At 61.8% G+C, this 20502-nt stretch carries 21 protein-coding genes; 7 read left to right on the forward strand and 14 right to left on the reverse strand.

Annotation, left to right across the window (positions count from 1 at the left end; all coding sequences use genetic code 11):
• Positions 1–80 precede the first annotated feature (80 nt).
• The gene (locus B0T39_RS20785) at positions 81–746 is read left to right on the forward strand and encodes a sulfite exporter TauE/SafE family protein (protein ID WP_081550038.1); all 666 of its coding nucleotides are present in this window, start codon (positions 81–83) and stop codon (positions 744–746) included.
• Here the strand turns inward: B0T39_RS20785 and B0T39_RS20790 are convergent.
• The 6 genes from B0T39_RS20790 to B0T39_RS20810 are packed head-to-tail and all read right to left on the reverse strand — an operon-like array spanning position 739 to position 4820.
• A complete protein-coding gene (locus B0T39_RS20790) occupies positions 739–1644 on the reverse strand; it encodes a metal ABC transporter solute-binding protein, Zn/Mn family (protein ID WP_081550040.1) in 906 nt (301 codons plus the stop codon). The genes B0T39_RS20785 and B0T39_RS20790 overlap by 8 nt on opposite strands.
• Positions 1645–1665: 21 nt before the next feature.
• Entirely contained in the window at positions 1666–2538 is an 873-nt protein-coding gene (locus B0T39_RS20795) for a metal ABC transporter permease (RefSeq protein WP_176219620.1), read from the reverse strand.
• A 2-nt stretch (positions 2539–2540) separates the two neighbouring features.
• Positions 2541–3284, reverse strand: coding sequence for a metal ABC transporter ATP-binding protein (locus B0T39_RS20800; protein ID WP_081550044.1), 744 nt, complete (start codon positions 3282–3284; stop codon positions 2541–2543).
• On the reverse strand, positions 3281–3451 hold the full coding sequence (locus B0T39_RS25740; protein ID WP_166452104.1) for a hypothetical protein: 171 nt from the start codon (positions 3449–3451) through the stop codon (positions 3281–3283). Before B0T39_RS25740 ends, B0T39_RS20800 begins: the two co-directional genes overlap by 4 nt.
• Entirely contained in the window at positions 3448–4365 is a 918-nt protein-coding gene (locus B0T39_RS20805) for a CobW family GTP-binding protein (RefSeq protein WP_081550046.1), read from the reverse strand. Before B0T39_RS20805 ends, B0T39_RS25740 begins: the two co-directional genes overlap by 4 nt.
• Before the next feature lie 20 nt (positions 4366–4385).
• Complete coding sequence (locus B0T39_RS20810) at positions 4386–4820, reverse strand: Fur family transcriptional regulator (RefSeq protein WP_081550048.1); 435 nt, start codon at positions 4818–4820, stop codon at positions 4386–4388.
• Positions 4821–4993: 173 nt separating this feature from the next.
• On the opposite strand from B0T39_RS20810, the gene B0T39_RS20815 reads away from it, so the two are divergent.
• Both B0T39_RS20815 and B0T39_RS20820 read left to right on the forward strand, forming a co-directional pair.
• Entirely contained in the window at positions 4994–5422 is a 429-nt protein-coding gene (locus B0T39_RS20815) for a c-type cytochrome (RefSeq protein WP_043632984.1), read from the forward strand.
• Positions 5423–5509: 87 nt separating this feature from the next.
• Entirely contained in the window at positions 5510–5947 is a 438-nt protein-coding gene (locus tag B0T39_RS20820) for a c-type cytochrome (RefSeq protein WP_019101164.1), read from the forward strand.
• Positions 5948–6031: 84 nt separating this feature from the next.
• On the opposite strand, the gene B0T39_RS20825 is transcribed toward B0T39_RS20820, so the two are convergent.
• The gene (locus tag B0T39_RS20825) at positions 6032–6691 is read right to left on the reverse strand and encodes a cytochrome b/b6 domain-containing protein (protein WP_019101163.1); all 660 of its coding nucleotides are present in this window, start codon (positions 6689–6691) and stop codon (positions 6032–6034) included.
• Positions 6692–6977: 286 nt separating this feature from the next.
• Here B0T39_RS20825 and tyrS point away from each other — a divergent pair, with 286 nt between their 5' ends.
• Entirely contained in the window at positions 6978–8252 is a 1275-nt protein-coding gene (gene tyrS / locus B0T39_RS20830) for a tyrosine--tRNA ligase (RefSeq protein ID WP_019101162.1), read from the forward strand.
• A 59-nt stretch (positions 8253–8311) separates the two neighbouring features.
• On the opposite strand, the gene B0T39_RS20835 is transcribed toward tyrS, so the two are convergent.
• The 6 genes from B0T39_RS20835 to radC form a co-directional block, all read right to left on the reverse strand.
• A complete protein-coding gene (locus tag B0T39_RS20835) occupies positions 8312–8875 on the reverse strand; it encodes a flavin reductase family protein (protein WP_081550050.1) in 564 nt (187 codons plus the stop codon).
• Positions 8876–9065: 190 nt separating this feature from the next.
• Complete coding sequence (locus tag B0T39_RS20840; protein WP_368651291.1) at positions 9066–10361, reverse strand: DUF3443 domain-containing protein; 1296 nt, start codon at positions 10359–10361, stop codon at positions 9066–9068.
• Positions 10312–10770: a DUF2844 domain-containing protein gene (locus B0T39_RS20845; RefSeq protein ID WP_081550054.1), complete on the reverse strand. Its 459-nt coding sequence runs from the start codon at positions 10768–10770 to the stop codon at positions 10312–10314. The genes B0T39_RS20840 and B0T39_RS20845 overlap by 50 nt, the downstream gene beginning before the upstream one ends.
• Before the next feature lie 228 nt (positions 10771–10998).
• Positions 10999–11376, reverse strand: coding sequence for an oxidoreductase (locus B0T39_RS20850; RefSeq protein ID WP_081550056.1), 378 nt, complete (start codon positions 11374–11376; stop codon positions 10999–11001).
• A gap of 156 nt (positions 11377–11532) precedes the next feature.
• The gene (locus tag B0T39_RS20855) at positions 11533–11784 is read right to left on the reverse strand and encodes a hypothetical protein (protein WP_019101157.1); all 252 of its coding nucleotides are present in this window, start codon (positions 11782–11784) and stop codon (positions 11533–11535) included.
• Between the two features lie 99 nt (positions 11785–11883).
• Positions 11884–12558 carry a RadC family protein gene (gene radC / locus B0T39_RS20860; protein ID WP_081550058.1) on the reverse strand — a complete coding sequence of 225 codons (675 nt, stop codon included), beginning with the start codon at positions 12556–12558 and terminating at the stop codon, positions 11884–11886.
• 157 nt (positions 12559–12715) lie between these two features.
• Here radC and coaBC point away from each other — a divergent pair, with 157 nt between their 5' ends.
• The 3 genes from coaBC (at position 12716) to B0T39_RS20875 (ending at position 15566) form a co-directional block, all read left to right on the forward strand.
• On the forward strand, positions 12716–13900 hold the full coding sequence (gene coaBC / locus B0T39_RS20865) for a bifunctional phosphopantothenoylcysteine decarboxylase/phosphopantothenate--cysteine ligase CoaBC (RefSeq protein ID WP_081550060.1): 1185 nt from the start codon (positions 12716–12718) through the stop codon (positions 13898–13900).
• Between the two features lie 48 nt (positions 13901–13948).
• Positions 13949–14404 carry a dUTP diphosphatase gene (dut, locus tag B0T39_RS20870; RefSeq protein WP_081550062.1) on the forward strand — a complete coding sequence of 152 codons (456 nt, stop codon included), beginning with the start codon at positions 13949–13951 and terminating at the stop codon, positions 14402–14404.
• Between the two features lie 148 nt (positions 14405–14552).
• Positions 14553–15566, forward strand: a complete 1014-nt coding sequence (locus B0T39_RS20875; protein WP_081550064.1) for a GGDEF domain-containing protein — start codon at positions 14553–14555, stop codon at positions 15564–15566.
• A gap of 92 nt (positions 15567–15658) precedes the next feature.
• Here the strand turns inward: B0T39_RS20875 and B0T39_RS20880 are convergent, their stop codons facing one another.
• On the reverse strand, positions 15659–20470 hold the full coding sequence (locus B0T39_RS20880) for an NAD-glutamate dehydrogenase (RefSeq protein ID WP_081550066.1): 4812 nt from the start codon (positions 20468–20470) through the stop codon (positions 15659–15661).
• Positions 20471–20502: the final 32 nt, after the last annotated feature.

Genomic DNA, 20502 nt, shown 5'->3' on the forward strand with positions numbered 1-20502 from the left:
CAAAAGCAAATATGACTACCGCGCGCGCAAGCCAGGGACGCCACTCTGTTACCATAGAGCTTTCTGAGACAGGTTGCGGCATGATTGAAACGAGCGGGTGGATATTGTTTCTGGCGGGCTTGCTGGGCGGCGGCCACTGCATGGGCATGTGCGGCGGCATCGTCGCCGCGCTGACGCTGAATCTGCCCCCCGAAACCGGCCGCTGGCGCATCATGCTGGCCTACAATCTGGGGCGCATCGGCAGCTACGCGCTGATCGGCGCGCTGCTGGGCGGCCTGGCCGCCACCAGCCTCGCCCTGCTTAACATCCGCGGCCTTCAACTGGCGTTGGCGCTGTTGGCCAACCTGATGCTGGTGGCCATGGGCCTCTACCTGGCCGGCTTGTCTGGAGCGGTCAATCTGATCGAGCGCTTGGGCGTGCCGATATGGCGACGCTTGCAGCCGCTGCTGGGGCGCCTGCTGCCGGTCCGCTCGCCGCAATCCGCCTTGCTGGCCGGCATGGTCTGGGGCTGGCTGCCCTGTGGATTGGTCTACAGCGCTTCGCTGTCAGCGCTGGCCACCGGCAGCACGTCCGGCGGCGCGCTGGCCATGCTGGCCTTCGGCCTCGGCACCTTGCCTAATCTCTTGCTGATGGGCGCCTTCGCCGACAGCCTGCGCCGCTGGATGCAACAACGACCAGTCCGCCTAACGGCGGGACTGGTCGTTGCTGGCATCGGCGCCTGGCAATTGCTGCGAGCGCTTATTTAAACGACTTTAGAATGGTATCCACGTTGTAGCGGAACATCGCCAGATAGCTGGGCGCGGGGCCGGACGGACCTGACAGCGCGTCGGCATACAGCTTGCCGCCTATCGTCACCTTGGCCTCGCGCGACAACTGCTCCAACAGACGCTTATCGGTCATGTTCTCCATGAACACCGCCGACACTTTCTCCTGCCGCACCTGGCGTACCAGACGCGCCACCGCCTTGGCCGACGCCTCGGACTCGGTGCTCACTCCCTGAATGGCCAGCACTTGCAGTTGGTAACGCTCGCCCAGATAAGCAAAGGCGTCGTGCGAAGTCAGCATCTTGCGCTTGGCTGCCGGCACGGCGGCGAAGGCCTTGGCCGCCCAGGCGTCCATCTCCTTCACCTTGGCCGCGTAGTCGGCGGCACGGCGAGCGTATTCCTGCTTGCCGGCCGGATCCGCCTGGCTCAAGCCGGCTTCGATATTGCGGATGTAAGTCAGCACGCGCTTGGGATCGTGCCAAGCGTGCGGATCGATGGCTCCATGGTCATGCCCGGCATGGCTGTGATCATGTCCATGGTGATCCTCGTCCTCCGCTTCGCGGGTCTTGATGCCCTTGCCCGCCTCCACTTGTACGCCTTTGAAATGAGCGGCCTTGCTCAGCCGCACCATCCAGCCCTCCATGCCCAGACCGTTGGTGACCAACAGCTTGGCGCCGGCCACTTTCTTGACGTCGGCCGGCGACGGCTGGAACACGTGGGCGTCCTGGTCCGGTCCCACCAGCGAGGATACGTCGACGCGATCTCCGCCGATCTCCCGCGTCATATCGGCCATGATGCTGAAGCTGGCGACCACCGGCAGCTTGGCCCAGACGGTCAAGGGCAAGCCCAGCAACAACAGGGCCATGATTGATTTCTTCATCGGCGACTTCCTTATAAGGGTTCAGGATTCCAGATGCCGGGCGCGGATGTAGCGCGGCAAAGCCCCGCCCACCGGCGCCAACAGCAACGACAGCAGATAGACCAGGCCCGCCAGCAGAATGATGGCCGGCCCGGAGGGCAGTTCGAAATGGTAGGACAGCAAGAGGCCGCCCAAGCCCGCCAGGAAAGCGATGGCCACCGACAAGCCAAGCAAGGCTTCGATGCGCTCGGTCCACAAGCGGGCGGTGATCGCCGGCAGCATCATCAGGCCCACCGCCATCAAGGTGCCCAGCGCCTGGAAACCGGCCACCAGGTTCAGCACCACCAGCATCAGGAACAACATGTGCCACAAGCCACCACGCGCGCCCACGGCGCGCAAATAGACCGGATCCAGGCTTTCCAGCAGCAGAGGGCGGTAGATCAAGGCCAGCGCCAACAAGGTGAAGGATGCAACGCCGGCCACCAGGAACAGGGCCGCGTCGTCCACCGCCAGCACAGAGCCGAACAAGATGTGCATCAAGTCCACATTGCTGCCGCCGCGCGACACCAGCAATACGCCGATGGATAAGGACAGCAGGTAGAAGGCGGCGAAGCTGGCGTCTTCCTTGATGCTGGTAAAACGCGTGGCCAGACCGGCCAGCAGCGCCACCAGCACGCCGGCGAAGAAACCGCCCACGCTCATCGCCGGCAGGCTGAGGCCCGCCATCATGAAGCCCACCGCGGCGCCGGGCAGCACGGCGTGGCTCATCGCGTCGCCCATCAGGCTCATGCGCCGCATCACCAGAAACAGGCCGATAGGGCCGCTGCCCAAGGCCAGGGCCAGGCAACCGATCAGCGCCCGGCGCATGAAGGCGAACTCGGCGAACGGCGCCACCAGTAAATCGTATAAGTGCAACATCAGGCTTGCGCTCCATCCACTTCGCAGACCGCAGCCTGGGATTGCCAATGCGCGGCGGTGTCCACCGCGCGTTTCAGATTGGCGTCGCACAGCACCTCGGCGGTATCGCCCCAGGCCACCACTTCGCGCGCCAGCAACAAGGTGTGCGGAAAATAGGCCCGCACCTGCTCGTAATCGTGCAGCACCGCCACCACGGTACGGCCCTCTTCCCGCCAATGGCGCACCAGCTCCAGCAGATCGTAGGTGGTCTTGGCGTCCACCGCGTTAAACGGTTCGTCCAGCAAGATCAGGCGGGCGTCCTGCACCAGGATGCGGGCGAACAACACGCGCTGAAACTGGCCGCTGGACAGCGCCGAGATCGGCCGCAGCGCGAAGTCGGCCAGGCCCACCTGCTCCAAGGCCAGCAAGGCCTGATCGCGGCCGCGACGGCTAACGCCACCGAACACGCCGGTGTCGTGCCACAAGCCGGTGCACACCAGGTCCAGCACGCTGACCGGCAAGGAGCGGTCGATCTCGGACTGCTGAGGCAGATAGGCGATGTCCCGGCGCCGGAAGCCGCCCAGCTGCACCGAGCCGGAGTCCGGCTTCAAAGCGCCTATCATGGCCTTGAGCAAGGTGCTCTTGCCGGCGCCGTTGGGACCGAAAATCGCGGTAGCGTCCCCAGCGACGAAACTGCCGCTGACATGGTGCACCGCCGGATGGCGCTGATAAGAGACGGTCAGGTTCCGCAGACTGACGCTCATGCCGCCTCCCTCAAAGCCCAGATCACCAGGACCCACAAGACTGCCAGCGCGGCGCTGGCCAGCCCCAGCCGTTGCCAGGCCGACATCGCCAGAAGACTGAACGGCGCCTTGAAGTTGGCCGGCGTCAGATGCCGATGCGCATGGTCATGCTGATGTTTGGGCGTCATTCGAAGCACCTCCGCAACTTATCCTCGACCACGGCGGCGTCGAAATCCTCGGCAATCAGTTCAAAGCGGCTGTCGCGCCGCCAGGACACCTGGGCCGCTCCCCACTGCCCCGCCGCCCAGTTCAACCACACCCAGCTGTCCAGCACCTTGAACACGCCCTTGGCGCGCACCAGGCCCGGCACCAAGGCCGGTAGCTCATCAAAGAAGCGGGTCAGCTTCTCCCCGTCGAAAGCCTGCTCCGGCTCGAAAGTCCAGCCCATAGAGCGCCATTGAGCAGCGGCGTCGTCCGGCACCGCCGGCCGGTAACGCGGCTTGGGCGCGACGGCGGCGTCCAGCCAGGCCGGATCCAGTTCGCCGTTGCGCACTTCGACCACCAGCGACTTGGGCGGAAACAAAGCCCCCGCCTGTTGACGGAAAGTTTCCATCGTCGGCACGTCGGCCGTGTCTATCTTGTTGGCCACCAGCACGTCGGCGATGGAAATCTGGTCGCGGTACAGCGGCTGGCGATGATAATCCGGCTGAATGAACTGGCGGGGGTCCACTAGAGTGAGCACCGCGCCTACCTCCAGCGCCTCGCCCAAGGGCTTGTCGCGCAATTCGTCGATGACGCCGGCCGCGTGCGCCAGGCCGCTGGCCTCAATCAGCAGACGATCCGGCCGTTCGCGGCGCAACAGGGTCGCCACCGTGGCGGTCATCTGCGGACCGGCCACGCAGCACAGGCAGCCGCCGGCGATTTCCGCCACCGCCAGGTCGTCCTGACTCAGGGCCGCGCCGTCTATGCCGACTTCGCCGAACTCGTTGACGATGATCGCCCACTTCTCATGCGCGGGACGATGCTCAATCAAATGGCGCAACGCCGTGGTCTTGCCCACCCCGAGAAAACCGGTGAACAAGTTGACTATGGTTTTTTTCATGTATCAGGGAATTCGTGGATTCAGGCGCTGCAGGACTGGCAACGCCCCGTCAACACTAGGTTTTGCGGGCACAGAGAAAAAGCCACCGCCTGCGCGGCCAGACGCAACGCGCTCAAGGCCGGCGCGGCATCGATCTCCTGTACCTGGCCGCAGTCGCCGCAAACCAGGATCAGCCCTTCATGCTGACATTCGAAGTGATCGCAGACGATGAAGCCGTTCAAGGCGTCCACCTTGTGCAGCAGGCCGTGTTCCACCAGGAAATCCAGCGCGCGATACACGGTGGGCGGCGCGGCGGCGCCGCGCTCCTGCTGCAGATCCGCCAGAACCTGATAAGCCTTGACCACCCCGCTGTAACGCAGCACCAGTTCCAGCACCTGGCGGCGCAAGGCGGTCAGCTTGCTGCCGCGCCGTTCACAATGCCGCTCCGCAGCGGCCAGATAGGCTTGATGGTCCATTTCGGACACCCGCTTGTTTAATCAGGATGCAATGTTACTGTATAACATCTCAAATTCACAAGGATTAATCATTCATCGGTTTATCAGGCCCGCCAGTCATGATAGCTTTGTGCCCCAGAATGCCCATGATAGGCTTATGGCTTACCACCCATTGCTCATAATAAGGAAATGACATGAAAAAGCTGTTGATGCTCGCCCTTGCCACCACTCTCGCCGGCCAGGCCTTTGCCGCCGATCCGATTGCTCAGCGCAAAGACGTCTTCAAGCAATACAAGCCGGTGGTTGGCGGCATGGGCAAGATGGTGAAGGGCGAAACGCCCTATAACAAGGATGAGTTCGCCAAGCTGGCCGGCGAGCTGGAAGCTCTGTCCCAAAAACCGTGGCAGCATTTCCCGGCCGGCAGCGGGACCGGCAAGACCGACGCCAAGCCGGAAATCTGGAGCAAGCCCGCCGAATGGCAAAAAGCCATCGACAACCACAAAGCCGCCACCGCCAAACTGAAGCAAGTAGCCGCCGGCGGCGATCTGGGCGCAATCAAGGTACAGTTCGGCGCCACCCAGAAGACCTGTAAAGCCTGTCACGACGCATTCCGCAAGGACTAAGTCCTTCGCGTCGGCCCCCGCAGCCCGCTCGCCAGCGGGCTGTTTGCTTGCCTATCCGCAGTCAGACACCACCTCGAAGACCCCGGAATGAAAAAACTGCTGACCGTATTGCTGTTGGGCGCCATCGCGGCGCCGCTGGCACTGGCCGACACGCCGGCCGAAACACGCACCAAATCCTTCAAGAAAGTATTGCTGGCCTTCGAACCCATGGGCACGGTGGTGCGTGGGCGTGATCCGTACCAGAAAGACGCCTTCATCCGTCAGGCGGACGCCTTGAGTCTGATCGCGGCCGAGCCCTTCAATCACTTCCCCGCCAACAGCATCAGCGGCAAAAGCCGAGCCAAGCCGGAAATCTGGAGCCAGCCCGCCAAGTTCCAGGCCGACAAGGACGCCTTCCTCAAAGCCGTGGCCGACCTGAGACAGGCCGCCCGAGGCGGCGACCTCGCCGCCATCAAGAAAAACTACGGCGCGGTGGCGCAAAGCTGCAAGTCCTGTCACGACGCCTTCCGCGGCCCGGAAAAATAAATCGCGACCATGAAAAAAGGGCGGTGTTGACCGCCCTTTTTCTTGCCTGCCTACGTGACGCGGACAGCGCTCCGCGACTTGCGCTCACAAACGCGTCAACAGCACATAAATGCCGCCGCTGGACACCAGCAAGGCCACCAGCGCGATGATGGCCGGCGCGAACTCCAGACGCGGCACATCGCCGGCGATGGCTTTGTTGCCGGTGATCATCGCCTTCACCAGATTGTTCTTCTTGAACAAACGGTAAGCGATGATGGCCAGCAAGTGCAGGCCGACCAGCCCCAGGATCACATTGAAGAAGCCCTTGTGGAACGAGGTGGCGGCTTCGGCCGCATCGCCGCTCAGCAGCTTGGCCAACGGGCCGTCGTACAAATAGCTGTCGACATCGGCGGCGAACAGTCCGGTGCCCACCTGGGCCAGCAAGGCCAACAACATCGCCAACACCATCAGGCCGCCCAAAGGGTTGTGGCCCGGCTGCTCGTTCTCGGTCAGCTCGCCGCGCAAATAGCGGACAATGCTGCGCGGCCCCTTGATGAAATTGCCGAAACGCGCGGTCTGGCTCCCTATCACGCCCCATATCAAACGAAACAGCAGCAGACTGGCGAGGGCGGAACCGCACCAGATATGGTATTGCAGCCAATCTCCGCCCTGCTCGCCGCTATACCACATGCCGCAGAACAGAATCACCAGCGCCCAGTGAAACAAGCGAGTGGGAACATCCCACACTTTTACCAATTGCGTCATCGCGCTTTCACTCCGTGTATCCAAAATCCGCCCGCCCAAGCATTACCTGAGTTAGTGCATTGCAACATGATATTACCGTGCAGGACTGACAAACCCTAACCCAAATGGGGTTTTACCCAATTCTACCGACAAAAAGGGGGCAAAAACCACTGGTTTTCGGTTAATATCCTTGATTGGGCTCGCTTGGCGAGTCCGGCTACGCCGCCCGCCAACGGGCGGCCTAACTTTTTGCGGCGGCGCCCTCATCCCGCCATTGCCGCGCATCACCTTGTTGGAGACCCGATAAATGAACCATGCCCCCCTGATTCAGGATCTGCAGGCCCGCGGCCTGATTGCGCAAACCACGGACGCCGTTGCGCTGGAAGAACTTCTGAGCAAGGAGCAGGTAACCCTTTATTGCGGCTTCGACCCTACCGCCGACAGCTTGCACTTGGGCCATCTGGTGCCGGTGCTCATGCTGCGTCGCTTCCAGCAGGCCGGCCATCGCCCGGTAGCGCTGGTGGGCGGCGCAACCGGCATGATAGGCGACCCCAGCTTCAAAGCCGCCGAGCGCAAACTGAACACGCCGGACGTGATCCAGGGCTGGGTGGAGAAGATCCGCGGCCAAGTCGAGCCCTTCCTCAGTTTCGAAGGCGACAACGCCGCCTTGATGGCCAATAACTACGACTGGTTCGGCCAAATGAACACGCTGGATTTCCTGCGCGACATCGGCAAACATTTCTCGGTCAACGCAATGATCAAGAAAGAATCGGTGCAGCAACGCATCAACCGCGAAGACCAGGGCATCTCCTTCACCGAGTTCTCGTACAGCCTGCTGCAAGGCTATGACTTCGCCGAGTTGAACCGCCGCTTCGGCTGCAAGCTGCAGATCGGCGGCTCCGACCAATGGGGCAATATCACCGCCGGCATCGACCTCACCCGCCGCCTGCAACAGCAGCAGGTATTCGGCCTGACTGTGCCGCTGGTGACGAAATCCGACGGCACCAAGTTCGGCAAGACCGAATCCGGCGCCATCTGGCTGGACGCCAAAAAGACATCGCCGTACGCCTTCTATCAGTTCTGGCTGGGCACCGCCGACGCCGACGTGTACAAATTCCTGCGCTACTTCACCTTCCTGTCGCTGGAAGAAATCGCCGCGATCGAAGCCGCCGACCAGGCGCGCGACGGCAAGCCGGAAGCGCAGCGCATCCTGGGCGAACAGATGACGGCCATGGTGCACGGCGCCGCAGCGCTGGAAGCGGCGCAGCGCATCACTCAAAGCCTGTTCAACAATGACCTGAGCAGCCTCACCGCCGACGATTTCGCTCAACTGGCTCAGGACGGCCTGCCCAGCATCCAGCTTGAACGCGACGCCGACAGCCTGATCGACGCGCTGGCCGCCGGCGGCCTGGCCAAATCCAAGAGCGAGGCACGCACCTTCATCCAGAGCGGCGCGGTCAGCGTCAACGGCGACAAAGCCGACAGCCTGGAGCAGCGCTTCAGCGACGCGGAACGCCTGTTTGGCCGCTACACCCTGCTCAAGCGCGGCAAGAAGAATTACGCGCTGGTGGAATGGCGCTGAGCGCAAGGCGCGCATAAGACCAAGCGGCCGTCACGGCCGCTTTTTTTATCGTCGGAACCTTATTTTTTCACCTCGAAAGCCTCCCCTGTCGCGAAAAAAGCGCCGCCGGCAATATAGTGCAAGCTGCGCTTGGCGTCGTCGTCGAAACGCCAATGGCCATCGGCGAACACCTCCGCGTCCGCCTCCGCCGCCACCACTTCCCCGATAAACAGATCATAGCGCTGCTGATTCAGCGGCTCGCTGATCACCTTGCACTCCAGATAGGCGATACAGCCGTCCACTCGCGGCGCGCCCACCCGCTGCGACGGAAGCCGGCTCAGGCCGCTGTGCGTAAACTTGTCCACTTGCCTGCCGTCAGCGCCGCCGGCGCGCAGCACCTCCGCAGCCTGAGCGCGGCAAGGCACGTTGAGCACAAACTCGCCAGACGCCTCAATCAGCTCCCGGGTGTGGGTCGCCTTGTCGATGACGACCGCCACCTTGGGCGGATCGAAATCCAGCGGCATCGCCCAGGCCGCCGCCATCACATTGCTGCGCTCCCCCGCCGCGCTGGACACCAACACCGTAGGACCATGGTTCAATAAACGATAGGATTTTGCCAGATCGACTGCGAGCAAACGGGACATGGGCACACTCGAGAAAACACGAAGCGGCTATTCTAGCCGGAGATACCAATAGCTATCCGACGCGGATAAAAAAAAGCCCGGCGCTCGCCGGGCGTACAGATTGCTAATGTCAACAAAGGAGAAGTCATCGAGATGACTATCCAGATATAGGACGCTTTATATTGCGTTGCAAGAATCCCGCAAAGCCTTCTCAAAACAGGAACATCGGCCCGCTGCCTAGCGGATTGCTCTTTCCTTCCAGGCCGATATACACGTTGCGGCCATAAAAGAAGGGCAAGCCCCAGTCAAAGTAGCTGCTAAGAAAGCCGCTGGCCGGCGCGCCCACCGCCGGAAGAGCGGAATAACCTTGCGACAACAGTGTCCCGGCATTGCCCAGATTGAAGGCCACCGCGCTGCTGTTGCCGCCGCCGCTCAAGCTGGCGTTGAGGTTGACTGTGCCGCCGGGGCAGAACCAAGTGCTGCTGCCCACCACGCAGGTGGCGATCGTGGCATCGGGGAAAAACAGCCCATTGGAACCGCTATCCAGAAAGCTGCTATAGCTGAGCGATTTATAGCTGGTCGTGATCGCGTCCACGCCATTGCCGTCCAGCGTGGTGGGGAAGGCCTTGGCCGAACCCAAAGCGTTGTTGCTCTGCGTGCCCACGCCGAAATACAACGTCCCGGCGGCGCTGGGCGCGCCGCTGATCGCCACTGCGGGCAATTGCAGCATCACGCCGTTATTGTCGCCGGCGAAACCCACCAGAGGATGGGACACCTGCAAGGACGCAGCCGCCTGGGCCTGCTGACAGGTCAGGGCGGTCGGGCAGGCGTAGTAATAACCGTTATTGCTAAAGTTGACGCAGTTGCTCCCGCAATCCTGCTGCCTCAGGCCGACGCCCAGAATACCGTTGGCTTTCAAAGCCGACAGGCTGCCCAAATTGTTCCCCACCCCGCTGCAGGCGGCCGGGATAAAACTGTAGGCCGGATCGCTGATGATCTGGACGGGCAAGGAAGAGGCCGTCTTGCCCGCCATTTTAACGTCGGCGTAGCGGACGCTGCCCCAGGTGAAGCCGCTGGCGAATTGCATGCACTCCGCCAATTGCCGGCTATTCGTCGTCACTCCGGGCAGACTGCCCAACGTCGATCCACCCACTGCGCTGGCCAACAAACGCAAACCGCTGGAGCCGGTATCCACCAGCACCCGGCTGATCGTCTGGCATTGGCTGCCGCCCGGCGCGCACACCGTCACCGAGACATAGGGCATATTGATCTGATAGACATTGGCTACCGGGCCTCCATCTATCGTCATCGTCACCGAATTGGCCGTCGACCCGCCGTTATCCGGCGGCACAACGCTACCGACACCGCCTCCTCCGCCTCCTCCGCACGCCGTCAATAGCAGCGCGCACGTCAGCCCCAGCCACAAGATAGCCTGTTTCATCTCGTCCCCGCCCGAATTATTTGAGTTGATCGATGTCGAGCCCCGCCGGCACCAGCGCGGGCACATAGGCCAGACCGAAAAAAGCGCGAGCGCGCCCGGCGGAGATCACCGTCAGCCCCGGCTTGCGTCCCTCCAAGCGATTAAGCCCCACCTGATTGGACTGTTGAGAGGAAACATAGCTGGAAAAGTAGTCGCCAAGCAGCTGCCTCATATCCGGCAGCGACGCACCCTGCCACGCCACCGCGAACACCACGCCGTCCGCCTGCCGGGCGAACTCGCGAATAAGGCGGCCGGCCTCGTCCCGGCTCTGCGCCACGGAATAGAGCGCCGACGACGCAGCCTTCAAGGCCAGAGCTTGCGGAGCGACAACCGCGCGCCCCGCCGGCAAGGGCTGCCCCAAGGTGGCCAAGGCAGGGCCGGAGAACAGGCTGAGGCCAAGCAACAAGGCGCGCCCCGCCATGAAAGACGTCTGCATGAATACCCCCCATCAAATGGAAACTACAGCCGCCCCTGGATGCTTTGTCCGGGACTTCAGAATAGGCGCGGCGCCAACGCCGCCATCAAAATATAGCACCTAAGCATGAAAGAGCAGCCCGATCAAGCCGAGGAGAGGAATCGTCAAGAATAAAAAAGGGGGGCGAAAGCCCCCCAGCGTCCTCAAAATTCAACCAGCTGCCCGCCAGTCAAATCCTGGATTTCTCAATCAATACGCCAGCGAATCGTCATGCCGGGTCGCCACCAGCTTGCCCGCTCCCAAGGACAGCATCAGCAAGGCGACGCGCTCGTGGACGATCACCGTATGAGTATTGCCGGAAAACTGCATGTAACGGCGCAAGTCCTCCCGCACTTTGCGCGAGCCGGTCACGTCGATGATGATGTCGATACTGCTGCCCTGCTCGGCCAACTCGATGAAATTATCCGTGACGGAAATACCACGCTGCTGGGCCAGCAGAATGCCTGGCGAATCCAGGTTCAAGTCCGCCACGCCCACCATTCCGACAAACGGCGCGTCCAACAGCTGCCGCAACAGCGGCGTTCCGGTTTCACCCGCGCCTATCATGCCTACTTTGATCTGCTCCATGCGGCCACCCAAATATGACTATCAAATAAACACTGCACTGTAACAGCTTTAACCCTGGTCGCTATTTGAGCCAAATCAAGCGGAGCCGCGGGGAAGCCCCACAATGCAACAGGCCCGGACATCGCCGGGCCTGTGAACATGACGCTTCGGATGAACTCAATGCAGATTCTGCTGCGACAGAAAACGTAAATAACCAACGCCTTCCAACCAAAACCCGCCATCGGCCAACGGCGTTGCCTCTTCTAGATCCGCCACGGTCAACACAAGCTCCTGGCCATCCAGATTGGCTTCCAGCACCACATCATCGTCATCGGAAAACTCTTCGGAAGCCGTATGGAAATCCGGCTTCACGAACTGATTGTTAACCTGAATATAGTCGGACTCATTCAGCAGACGCAGGATGTTCATGGCGACCTCCTAATGATGCGGTGAGAGACAAGGTCCAACAAGACAGCAATCGCGTACTGGTTCCAGGCGTCGCGAGCGCTCCCCACAACGTCTCAACGCCTACAGCCAGCCGCGCTCGGCAAAGGATTCCGCCCGCGCGCCGGTCACGACGAAGTGATCCAGCAACCTTATATCGACCAACTGCAGCGCAGCTTTTAATGTATTGGTTAGAGAATGATCGGCGGCGGATGGTTCGCATACGCCGGATGGATGGTTATGGGCAATGATCACCCCCGCCGCGTTATTGGCCAGGGCCCGCCGCACCAGTTCGCGGGGATAGACCCGGGTTTCGGTCAGGGTGCCTCGAAACAACTCTTCTACCGCTATCACGCGATTCTGCACAGTCAAGAATACGGCGACGAACACTTCCACATCCTTGCCCGCAATCGCCAGTCTCAAGAAGTCGCGCACCTGCCGCGGATTGCACAAGGCGTCCGTCAGGCTCATATCCTCCGCCAAAGCCCGCTGCGCCAACTCCTTGCAAGCCATCAACTGCGCGTACTTGGCGGCGCCCAGACCTCGACGCGCCCGAAACTCGTCAAAACTGGCGTTGAGCAAACCGGACAGCGAGCCAAAGTCCAGCATCAACTGTCTGGCCATCTCCACCGCGCTCAGCCCTCGCATGCCGGTGCGCAGAAAAATGGCGAGCAATTCGGAGTCCGACAACGCGGCGGCTCCCTGGGCCAACAGCTTTTCACGGGGACGCTCGGCCTCCGGCCACTGGGCGATAGACATCTGCACGCTCCTCCTCTGGCTATAGCACTGTTTTCAGGGTCAGACCAAACGCGATGAAGCATGACCTACCATATCATCGAAGCCGCATGCCGGCCAGCGCGCCCAGTCCGTGGAAATCCGCTAAAATTGGACATTTACCGCCTGTTGCGACAAGCCCATGACAAGCAAGAAAATTCTGCTAGGCATTACCGGCGGCGTCGCCGCCTACAAAGCGGCGGAGTTGACCCGCCTTCTCGTCAAAGCCGGCCACAGCGTGGAAGTGGTGATGACGGAGTCGGCCACGCGCTTCGTGACCCCGGCCACATTCCAGGCCTTGTCCGGCCACGCGGTGTACACCGACCTCTGGGACGAGCGCCCCAGCAACGCGATGGCTCATATCGATCTATCGCGCCGCGCTGATGTTTTCCTGATTGCGCCGGCCACCGCCAATACCCTGTTCAAGCTGGCCCACGGCGCCTGCGACGACCTGCTCTCCACGCTGGCCGCCGCCCGCGCCTGTCCGCTGATCGTGGCGCCGGCGATGAACCGGCAAATGTGGGACAATCCGCCCAATCAGCGCAATATGGCGCAGCTGCGCGCCGACGGCGTCGCCGTTTTCGGGCCGGCCAATGGCGCCCAGGCCTGCGGCGAAACCGGCGAAGGCCGCATGCTGGAACCGGAGGAGATCGCGGAATTGCTGGAAGGGTTTTTCTGCGCCAAGGTGCTGGCCGGGAAGAAGGTGCTGCTCACCGCCGGCCCCAGCTACGAGGCCATAGACACGGTGCGCGGCATCACCAACATCAGCTCAGGCAAGATGGGCTACGCGCTGGCGCGCGCCTGCCGCGACGCCGGCGCCGAAGTCACCCTGATCTCCGGCCCCACCGGCATGGAGGCCCCGCTGGGCATGCGTCGCGTGGACGCGGCCAGCGCCCGGCAAATGCACGATGCGGTCATGACCGAAGTGGGCCAAAGCGATATTTTCATTTCCGTCGCAGCAGTGGCCGATTACCGGGTCAAGACCCCGTCCGCCCACAAGATCAAGAAAGGCGCCACGCCGCCTAATCTGGAACTGGAGGAAAATCCGGACATTCTCGCCGCTGTCGCCTCCCTTCCCGCCGCCCCGTTCTGTGTTGGTTTCGCGGCGGAAAGCCAAAACCTGCTGGAGTTCGCCGAAGCCAAGCGCCAGCGCAAGAAATTGCCGCTACTGGTAGCCAACCTGGCGCAGCAGGCCATGGGCGCCGACGACAATCAGGTGGTGCTGCTGGACCGCGACGGCTCCCACCCCCTGCCCAGCATGCCCAAGCCGGACGTGGCCAAGGCCATTGTCCAACATCTGGCCAAGCTGTTGCCGCAAAACCGATAAGCAATCGACACCGCGGCTGCCTCGCGCAGCCGACACGAAAGGACTCTCATGAAAAAACCCATCATCGACGTCAAGATTTTGGACCCGCGTCTGAAACAAAACCTGCCCAACTACGCGACCCCGGGTTCCGCCGGACTCGACTTGCGCGCAGCCATCGAGCAGGACATCACCATCGCCCCGGGCGAAACCCAGTTGATCCCCACTGGCATGGCCATCCATATCGCCAACCCCAACCTGGCCGCCATGCTGCTGCCGCGCTCCGGCCTTGGCCACAAGCACGGCATCGTGTTGGGCAATCTGGTGGGCCTGATCGATTCCGATTACCAGGGACAATTGTTCGTGTCGGTATGGAACCGCGGCCATGAGCCGTTCCGGCTGACTCCTCTGGAGCGCATCGCGCAGATGATCATCGTGCCCATCGTTCAGGTAGGTTTCAATATCGTCGACGACTTCGAAAGCTCGGAGCGCGGCGACGGCGGCTTCGGCAGCACCGGACGCAACTGAGGCCGGCCGCCTCGCGATTGCCTATACTCACACTGAACGGGAGCGATCCCGCGCGGCCGCGGTGGCCGCACACGCGGCTCCCGTCGGGCCCGGAGCTTGCCGGGTACGCCACGCTGTCCCCAACCCTCGCAAAGAAGGATGCGCCGGCATGAAGCAAAGCCCCCAAGAGGACGACAGCAAGCGGATTCTCGACAATCTCGTCGAGCTGACCTCCCAACGCGAACAGGACATGCTGGAAAGCAGCCTGGCCTCCACTCTGGTCGAGGTGATGCGCGTGGACAAGGTGGAGTTGTTCGCCTGTCGTTGGGTCAACGGCGTCCCCTACACCCGCCGAAGACTGAGCGCCGCCTCCATCGACGGCAAAACACAGATTACGGAAACCTCCAGCGACAGCTGGCTGCCTCCGCCGATCTTCCTCTACGACCTGCTTAACGCGCTGGACAGGGACGACGGCATTTTCCGTATTCCCCACGGCCTGTGCCTGCCCTTGCGCTGCATGGGCAGCATCGTATCCCTGCTAGTCATTCACGTGACCTCCGAACAGAAAGTCAACAAGGCCATGCTGAAGGCCATGGCCAGGATTCACGAGAACTTCCTGCGCCTGCTGTTCGAGGCGGACCGGGACATGCTCACCGCGCTGAACAATCGCCGCAAATTCGATTTGCGCCTGTTCAACCTGATGGCCACGCAGTTGCAATCTCCAAGCGAAAACCACGCCTGCACCTTGGCGCTGCTGGACGTAGACCATTTCAAGAGGGTCAACGACCAGTTCGGCCACATGGTGGGCGACGAGGTGCTGCTCTTGCTGGCGCAGCTGATGCAGCAGTCGTTTCGCGAAGACGACAGCCTGTTCCGCTACGGCGGCGAGGAGTTCGCTGTCATCTTTCAAGGACTGCCTCCGGCCGAAGCGGCGGTGGCGCTGGAACGCTTCCGCCAGCGCGTCGAGCAATACTCCTTCCCCCAGGTGGGCCGCCTGACCGTCAGCCTGGGCTTCACCCGAATCCTGCCGCAGCTGTTGCCGGGACAACTGGTGGAGCAGGCGGACCGCGCCTTGTATTACGCCAAGACCCATGGCCGCAATCTGGTGTGCGGTTACGAAGAACTGGTCGCAGGCGGCCAGCTCGACAGTGCGCAACGTTTCGGCGAAATCGACCTGTTCTAAACCAAGCGGCTCCGCTTCCAACCCCTATCTTCCTGGCGTAAAAAAACCGGCTCCAAGGAGCCGGTTTTCAATTGACGCGATCCGCAGGTCGCTTACGACAGCAGATGGTTGCTCAGCTCGCGCATGCCGGCCGACAACATGGCCAAATCCAGCACGCTGAACGACTGCAGTTCCGCGAACATCTGCGCGCAAACCTCCACCTGCTGGTGGCGCTTCTCCATCCACTGTTGCGCAAAGGCCTCCACGCCGGCGGCGTCCTGCAACGCCTGCCCCACCAGATTGCGATGCACGCGGTACAGATCGTCGCGCAACGCGGAGCGCGCCAGCGACTGCCAGCGGTTGTCGCGCGGCAGGCTGGTGATCGCATCGCGCAGCCAATCCAACTGCATCGCGTGGCCCAACTGGTAGTAGTTCTTGGCCAAAAGCTCCAGCGGCAGTTTGCTGCCTTCGCTGATTTCGATGATGTCCATCAGCGGCACGGCAAACTCCAGTCGCGCCAATACTTGCGCCAGCGGCTGCGGCATGCCCGGCTGGCTTAGACGCTCTTCCAGCGCCGCCACCGCCGGGTAGCCGCCGGAAGCGATCAACTGGGGCAACTGCGCCAACAGGGCCTGCACCTTGGCCGCGTACTGCTCGATCACGGCGTTCACCGAGGTGAACGGACGCTTGTTGCGCAGCACCCAGCGCGTCACGCGTTCCACCAGCGTGCGGACCAGCACCATCATTTCCACCTGATGATCCGCCGGCACCTTGTTGTCCAAAGCTTCGATCTCGCTCCACAGGCGCTCGGCGTCGAACACGCGGCTGGCGATCCACCAGGCGCGGGCGATGTCGCCGGCGGAGAACGGAGACTCTTCCTGCATGCGGAACACGAAAGTGGTGCCCATGCGGTTGATGATCTGGTTGGCCAACTGGTTGGCGATGATCTCGCGCTTCAGCTGATGCTGTTGCATCTGCGCGCCAAAACGCTGCTGCAGCGGTTTCGGGAAGTAATGGGTCAGGATGGACAGGAAGTCCGCGTCGTCCGGCACATCGGTGGCCAAGATCGCCTGATCCAGCGAAATCTTGCTGTATGACAACAGCACCGCGATTTCCGGCACAGTCAGACCCTGGCGGGCCAAACGGCGCTCATTGATCTGGGTTTCAGACGGCAGGTACTCGATCTCGCGGTTCAGCTCGCCGGTTTTTTCCATGTGCGCGATCATGCGCGCATGGGTGGTCAGCATCGCGGCGGCCTCCTGACGCTTGATCGCCAGAATCTGAGTCTGCAGGACATTGTTGCGCAACACCAGCTGCGCCACCTCATCGGTCATTTCCGCCAGCAGTTGGTTGCGCTGCTTCAAGGTCATATCGCCGGCCTGCATTACGCCGCCCAGCAGAATCTTGATGTTGACCTCGTGGTCGGAGCAATCCACGCCGGCGGAGTTGTCGATGGCGTCGGTGGCGATGCGGCCGCCATTCAGCGCGAATTCGACGCGTCCCAGCTGAGTGCACGTCAGGTTGCCGCCTTCGGCCACCACCCGGGCTTGCAAATCGCGGCCGTCCACGCGCACCGGATCATTGGCGCGATCGCGCGCGTCGGCGTGGCTTTGACTGGACGCCTTGACATAGGTGCCGATGCCGCCGTTGTACAGCAGGTCGATCTTGGCCTTGAGGATCTCGTGGATCAGCTCGTTCGGCGCCATGCTGTCCTTGTCCGTTTCCAGCCAGGCCTTCACTTCCGGCGACAAGGGGATGGACTTGGCGGAGCGCTCGAAGATGCCCCCGCCCTTGGAGATCAGCTCACGGTTGTAATCGGTCCAGCTGGAACGCGGCAATTTGAACAAGCGCGCGCGCTCGGCGTAGCTCTTGGCCGCATCGGGCGTCGGGTCCAGGAAGATATGCAGGTGGTTGAACGCCGCTTTCAGGCAGATGTGCTCGGACAGCAGCATGCCGTTGCCGAACACGTCGCCGGCCATGTCGCCGATGCCGATCACGCTAAAGTCCTGCTCCTGGGTGTTGACGCCCAGGTGGCGGAAATGACGCTTGACCGATTCCCAGGCGCCGCGAGCGGTAATGCCCATGCCCTTGTGGTCGTAGCCCGCGGAACCGCCGGAAGCGAAGGCGTCGCCCAACCAGAAACCATAATCGGCGGAAATGCCGTTGGCGATGTCGGAGAACGTGGCCGTGCCCTTGTCGGCCGCCACCACTAGGTACGGATCGTCCGGATCCAGACGACGCACGTCCGCCGGGGGCACGATCTGGCCGTTCACCAGATTGTCGGTGACGTCCAGCAGCGCGGAGATGAAGATCTTGTAGCAGGCAACGCCTTCGGCCAGGAAGGCCTCGCGGTCGCTAGGCGCCGGCAGTTGCTTGCCGACGAAACCGCCCTTGGAGCCCATGGGCACGATCACCGAGTTCTTCACCATCTGCGCCTTCACCAGGCCCAGCACTTCGGTGCGGAAGTCTTCCATGCGATCGGACCAGCGCAAACCGCCGCGCGCCACTTTGGAGCCGCGTAGATGCACGCCCTCCACGCGCGGGCTGTACACCCAGATTTCGAACATCGGGCGCGGTTGCGGCAGGAAGGGAATCCGATTGGACTCCAGCTTGAACGAGATATAAGACTTGAACTCGCCGTCTGCGCCCTTCTGCCAGAAGTTGGTGCGGCGGGTGGCTAGGATCACCGACAGGAAACCGTTCAGGATGCGGTCTTCGTCCAGATTGGCCACGCCGTCCAGCTGCTCGCGCAGCTTGGCCAGCAAGGCGTCGGCGCGCGCGTCGTCGGCATGCGTCGGATCCAGACGCACGGAGAACAGCTCGACCAGCACTCGGGTGATGGCCGGATAATTGGCCACGCACTGCTCGATGTAAGCCTGGCTGAAGGTCAGACCGCCCTGGCGCAGGTACTTGGCCAAGGCCCTCACCAGCGAAATTTCACGCCAGTCCAATCCGGCCACCAGCGCCAGGCGGTTGAAGCCGTCGTTCTCGCAACGTTTGGCGAATACCTGGGTCAGTAGTTCCTGGAAATCCAGCTGCACTTCTTCACTGGCGATCTGCTCTTCCGCAGAACCCACATCCAGGCCGAAATCGCTGATCCACACCTGACGGCCGTCGGCGCGCTGCACGCAGTACGGGTGCTCGTCGCGGACCTTAACGCCCATATTCTCCAAAATCGGCAGACTGGCCGACAGGCCCAGCGCCTCGCCTTCGCGGAACAGTTTCAGATTGAACGCCGAAGCGCCGCGATGGAAGGGCCGGTACAGCTTCATCGCCAACGGGGAATCGGCGTTGACCGATTCGATATGCTGGATATCCAGCACCGCGTTGCGCACCGCGAACTCTTCGCGATAAGCCACCGGGAAAGCGCCCTTGTAGCGGTTGAACAAGGCGTTGCCCAGTTCCTCTCCGTGGGTTTCCACCAGCAGTTGATGCAGTTCCTCCACCCAGCCGCGCACCAGACGGGCGATTTCGGCCTCGATGTCGGCTTCGTGGAATTCCGGCAACTTGGCGGCGTTGGTGCGGATGATGTAATGGACGCGGGCCAACGAGCCGTCGCTGATCTGTACGCTGAACTCGGCGCTGGTGCCGTTGAAAGCGTTCATCAACACTTTTTCGATCTTCAGGCGCACTTCAGTGTTGAAGCTGTCGCGCGGCACGTACACCAGGCAGCTGACATAGCGATGGTAGCGATCCTTGCGCACGAACAGGCGCACGCGCGGACGCTCCTGCAGGCTGACGATGCCCTCGGAGATCGGCCCCAGCACCTCGGCCGGAATTTCGAACAGCTCATCGCGCGGATAAGCCTCCAGCACAAAGCTCAAGGTTTTGGACTTGTAGCTGTCGTCCACATAGTCGCAGTTGCTGACCACGGTCGCCACTTTCTGGCGCAGGATGGGCACGTCCTTGGGCGAGTCCTGGTAGGCGCTGGCGGTGTACAAGCCCAGGAAACGGCGCTCGCCGATCACTTCGCCCTTGTCGTTGAAACGCTTGATGCCGACAAAATCGATATAAGCCGGGCGGTGGATGATGGAGCGGGTCTGAGACTTGTTCAGAATGATCAGTTGCGGCAGATGGGCCAGCTCGCGCAGTTCCTGCGGCAGCTGTTCAAAGCTGGCGGAATATTCTTTGTCGCCCTGGTCTTTCAAAATGCCCAGGCCGGAAGTTTTAACGATCTTCAGGCTGTCTTTGCCGTTGCGGCGCACCAGATCGTAATCGCAATATCCCATGAACAGGAAGTTGCGCTTGGACATCCAGGCCAGGAAGTCCACCGCTTCCTTGGCTTCCGCCGCGCGCTTACCTTTGACCAGGGACAGGTCTTTGCTGATGTCGGCCAACACTTCGCGCATCGTCGGTTCGTCGCTTACCACCAGGCGAATATCCGAAAGCACGCGATTCAGCTCGGATTCCAGCTGTTTGAGGATGGCCGCGTCGGTCACGCGATCAATCTGCACATGGATGAAGGATTCCAGCGGGAGGCTGCGGTCCTCGGTGCGTTTGACCTCTTGGATCACGCCGTTCTTGTCTCGGCCCACCGACAGCACCGGGTGCACCAGCAGGTGCAGGTTCAGGCTATGGCGCGACAGCAGCATGGTGATGGAGTCGATCAGGAACGGCATATCGTCGTTGACCACTTCAATCACGGTATGGGTGCTTTGCCAACCGTCGCGCTCGAAATCGGGGTTGTAAATGCGCGCCTTGTTCTGACCGCCCAGACGCTTGGCGCCGAACGCGTAATGCGCCGACGCGGCACCGAACAAGTCCAGCGACGAAAACTGTCTAAGGTCGGCGTGCTCGGCTTCCTCAAAGTAAATCGGGAAGAAAGGCTCGAGCTGGTGTTTCTCCTTTTCGGAAAGCTTGGTCTCTGCTACGGCCTGAATATCGGCGATCAGGCTCGCGAGTTCGGTCTTATTGGTAAGCGACATGTTGCTTCTCTTGTTGTGTGCACGGAGTGTGT

The sequence above is a fragment of the Chromobacterium haemolyticum genome (assembly GCF_002081825.1).
Lineage (GTDB): Bacteria > Pseudomonadota > Gammaproteobacteria > Burkholderiales > Chromobacteriaceae > Chromobacterium > Chromobacterium fluminis.

Bases quoted from the DNA above. Each gene is read 5' to 3' on its own strand.
- B0T39_RS20785 (WP_081550038.1), top strand. From the start codon at position 81: ATGATTGAAACGAGCGGGTGGATATTGTTTCTGGCGGGCTTGCTGGGC.
- B0T39_RS20790 (WP_081550040.1), bottom strand. From the start codon at position 1,644: ATGAAGAAATCAATCATGGCCCTGTTGTTGCTGGGCTTGCCCTTGACC.
- B0T39_RS20800 (WP_081550044.1), bottom strand. From the start codon at position 3,284: ATGAGCGTCAGTCTGCGGAACCTGACCGTCTCTTATCAGCGCCATCCG.
- B0T39_RS25740 (WP_166452104.1), bottom strand. From the start codon at position 3,451: ATGACGCCCAAACATCAGCATGACCATGCGCATCGGCATCTGACGCCG.
- B0T39_RS20805 (WP_081550046.1), bottom strand. From the start codon at position 4,365: ATGAAAAAAACCATAGTCAACTTGTTCACCGGTTTTCTCGGGGTGGGC.
- B0T39_RS20810 (WP_081550048.1), bottom strand. From the start codon at position 4,820: ATGGACCATCAAGCCTATCTGGCCGCTGCGGAGCGGCATTGTGAACGG.
- B0T39_RS20815 (WP_043632984.1), top strand. From the start codon at position 4,994: ATGAAAAAGCTGTTGATGCTCGCCCTTGCCACCACTCTCGCCGGCCAG.
- B0T39_RS20820 (WP_019101164.1), top strand. From the start codon at position 5,510: ATGAAAAAACTGCTGACCGTATTGCTGTTGGGCGCCATCGCGGCGCCG.
- B0T39_RS20825 (WP_019101163.1), bottom strand. From the start codon at position 6,691: ATGACGCAATTGGTAAAAGTGTGGGATGTTCCCACTCGCTTGTTTCAC.
- tyrS (WP_019101162.1), top strand. From the start codon at position 6,978: ATGAACCATGCCCCCCTGATTCAGGATCTGCAGGCCCGCGGCCTGATT.
- B0T39_RS20835 (WP_081550050.1), bottom strand. From the start codon at position 8,875: ATGTCCCGTTTGCTCGCAGTCGATCTGGCAAAATCCTATCGTTTATTG.
- B0T39_RS20840 (WP_368651291.1), bottom strand. From the start codon at position 10,361: ATGTGCCCGCGCTGGTGCCGGCGGGGCTCGACATCGATCAACTCAAAT.
- B0T39_RS20845 (WP_081550054.1), bottom strand. From the start codon at position 10,770: ATGCAGACGTCTTTCATGGCGGGGCGCGCCTTGTTGCTTGGCCTCAGC.
- B0T39_RS20850 (WP_081550056.1), bottom strand. From the start codon at position 11,376: ATGGAGCAGATCAAAGTAGGCATGATAGGCGCGGGTGAAACCGGAACG.
- B0T39_RS20855 (WP_019101157.1), bottom strand. From the start codon at position 11,784: ATGAACATCCTGCGTCTGCTGAATGAGTCCGACTATATTCAGGTTAAC.
- radC (WP_081550058.1), bottom strand. From the start codon at position 12,558: ATGTCTATCGCCCAGTGGCCGGAGGCCGAGCGTCCCCGTGAAAAGCTG.
- coaBC (WP_081550060.1), top strand. From the start codon at position 12,716: ATGACAAGCAAGAAAATTCTGCTAGGCATTACCGGCGGCGTCGCCGCC.
- dut (WP_081550062.1), top strand. From the start codon at position 13,949: ATGAAAAAACCCATCATCGACGTCAAGATTTTGGACCCGCGTCTGAAA.
- B0T39_RS20875 (WP_081550064.1), top strand. From the start codon at position 14,553: ATGAAGCAAAGCCCCCAAGAGGACGACAGCAAGCGGATTCTCGACAAT.
- B0T39_RS20880 (WP_081550066.1), bottom strand. From the start codon at position 20,470: ATGTCGCTTACCAATAAGACCGAACTCGCGAGCCTGATCGCCGATATT.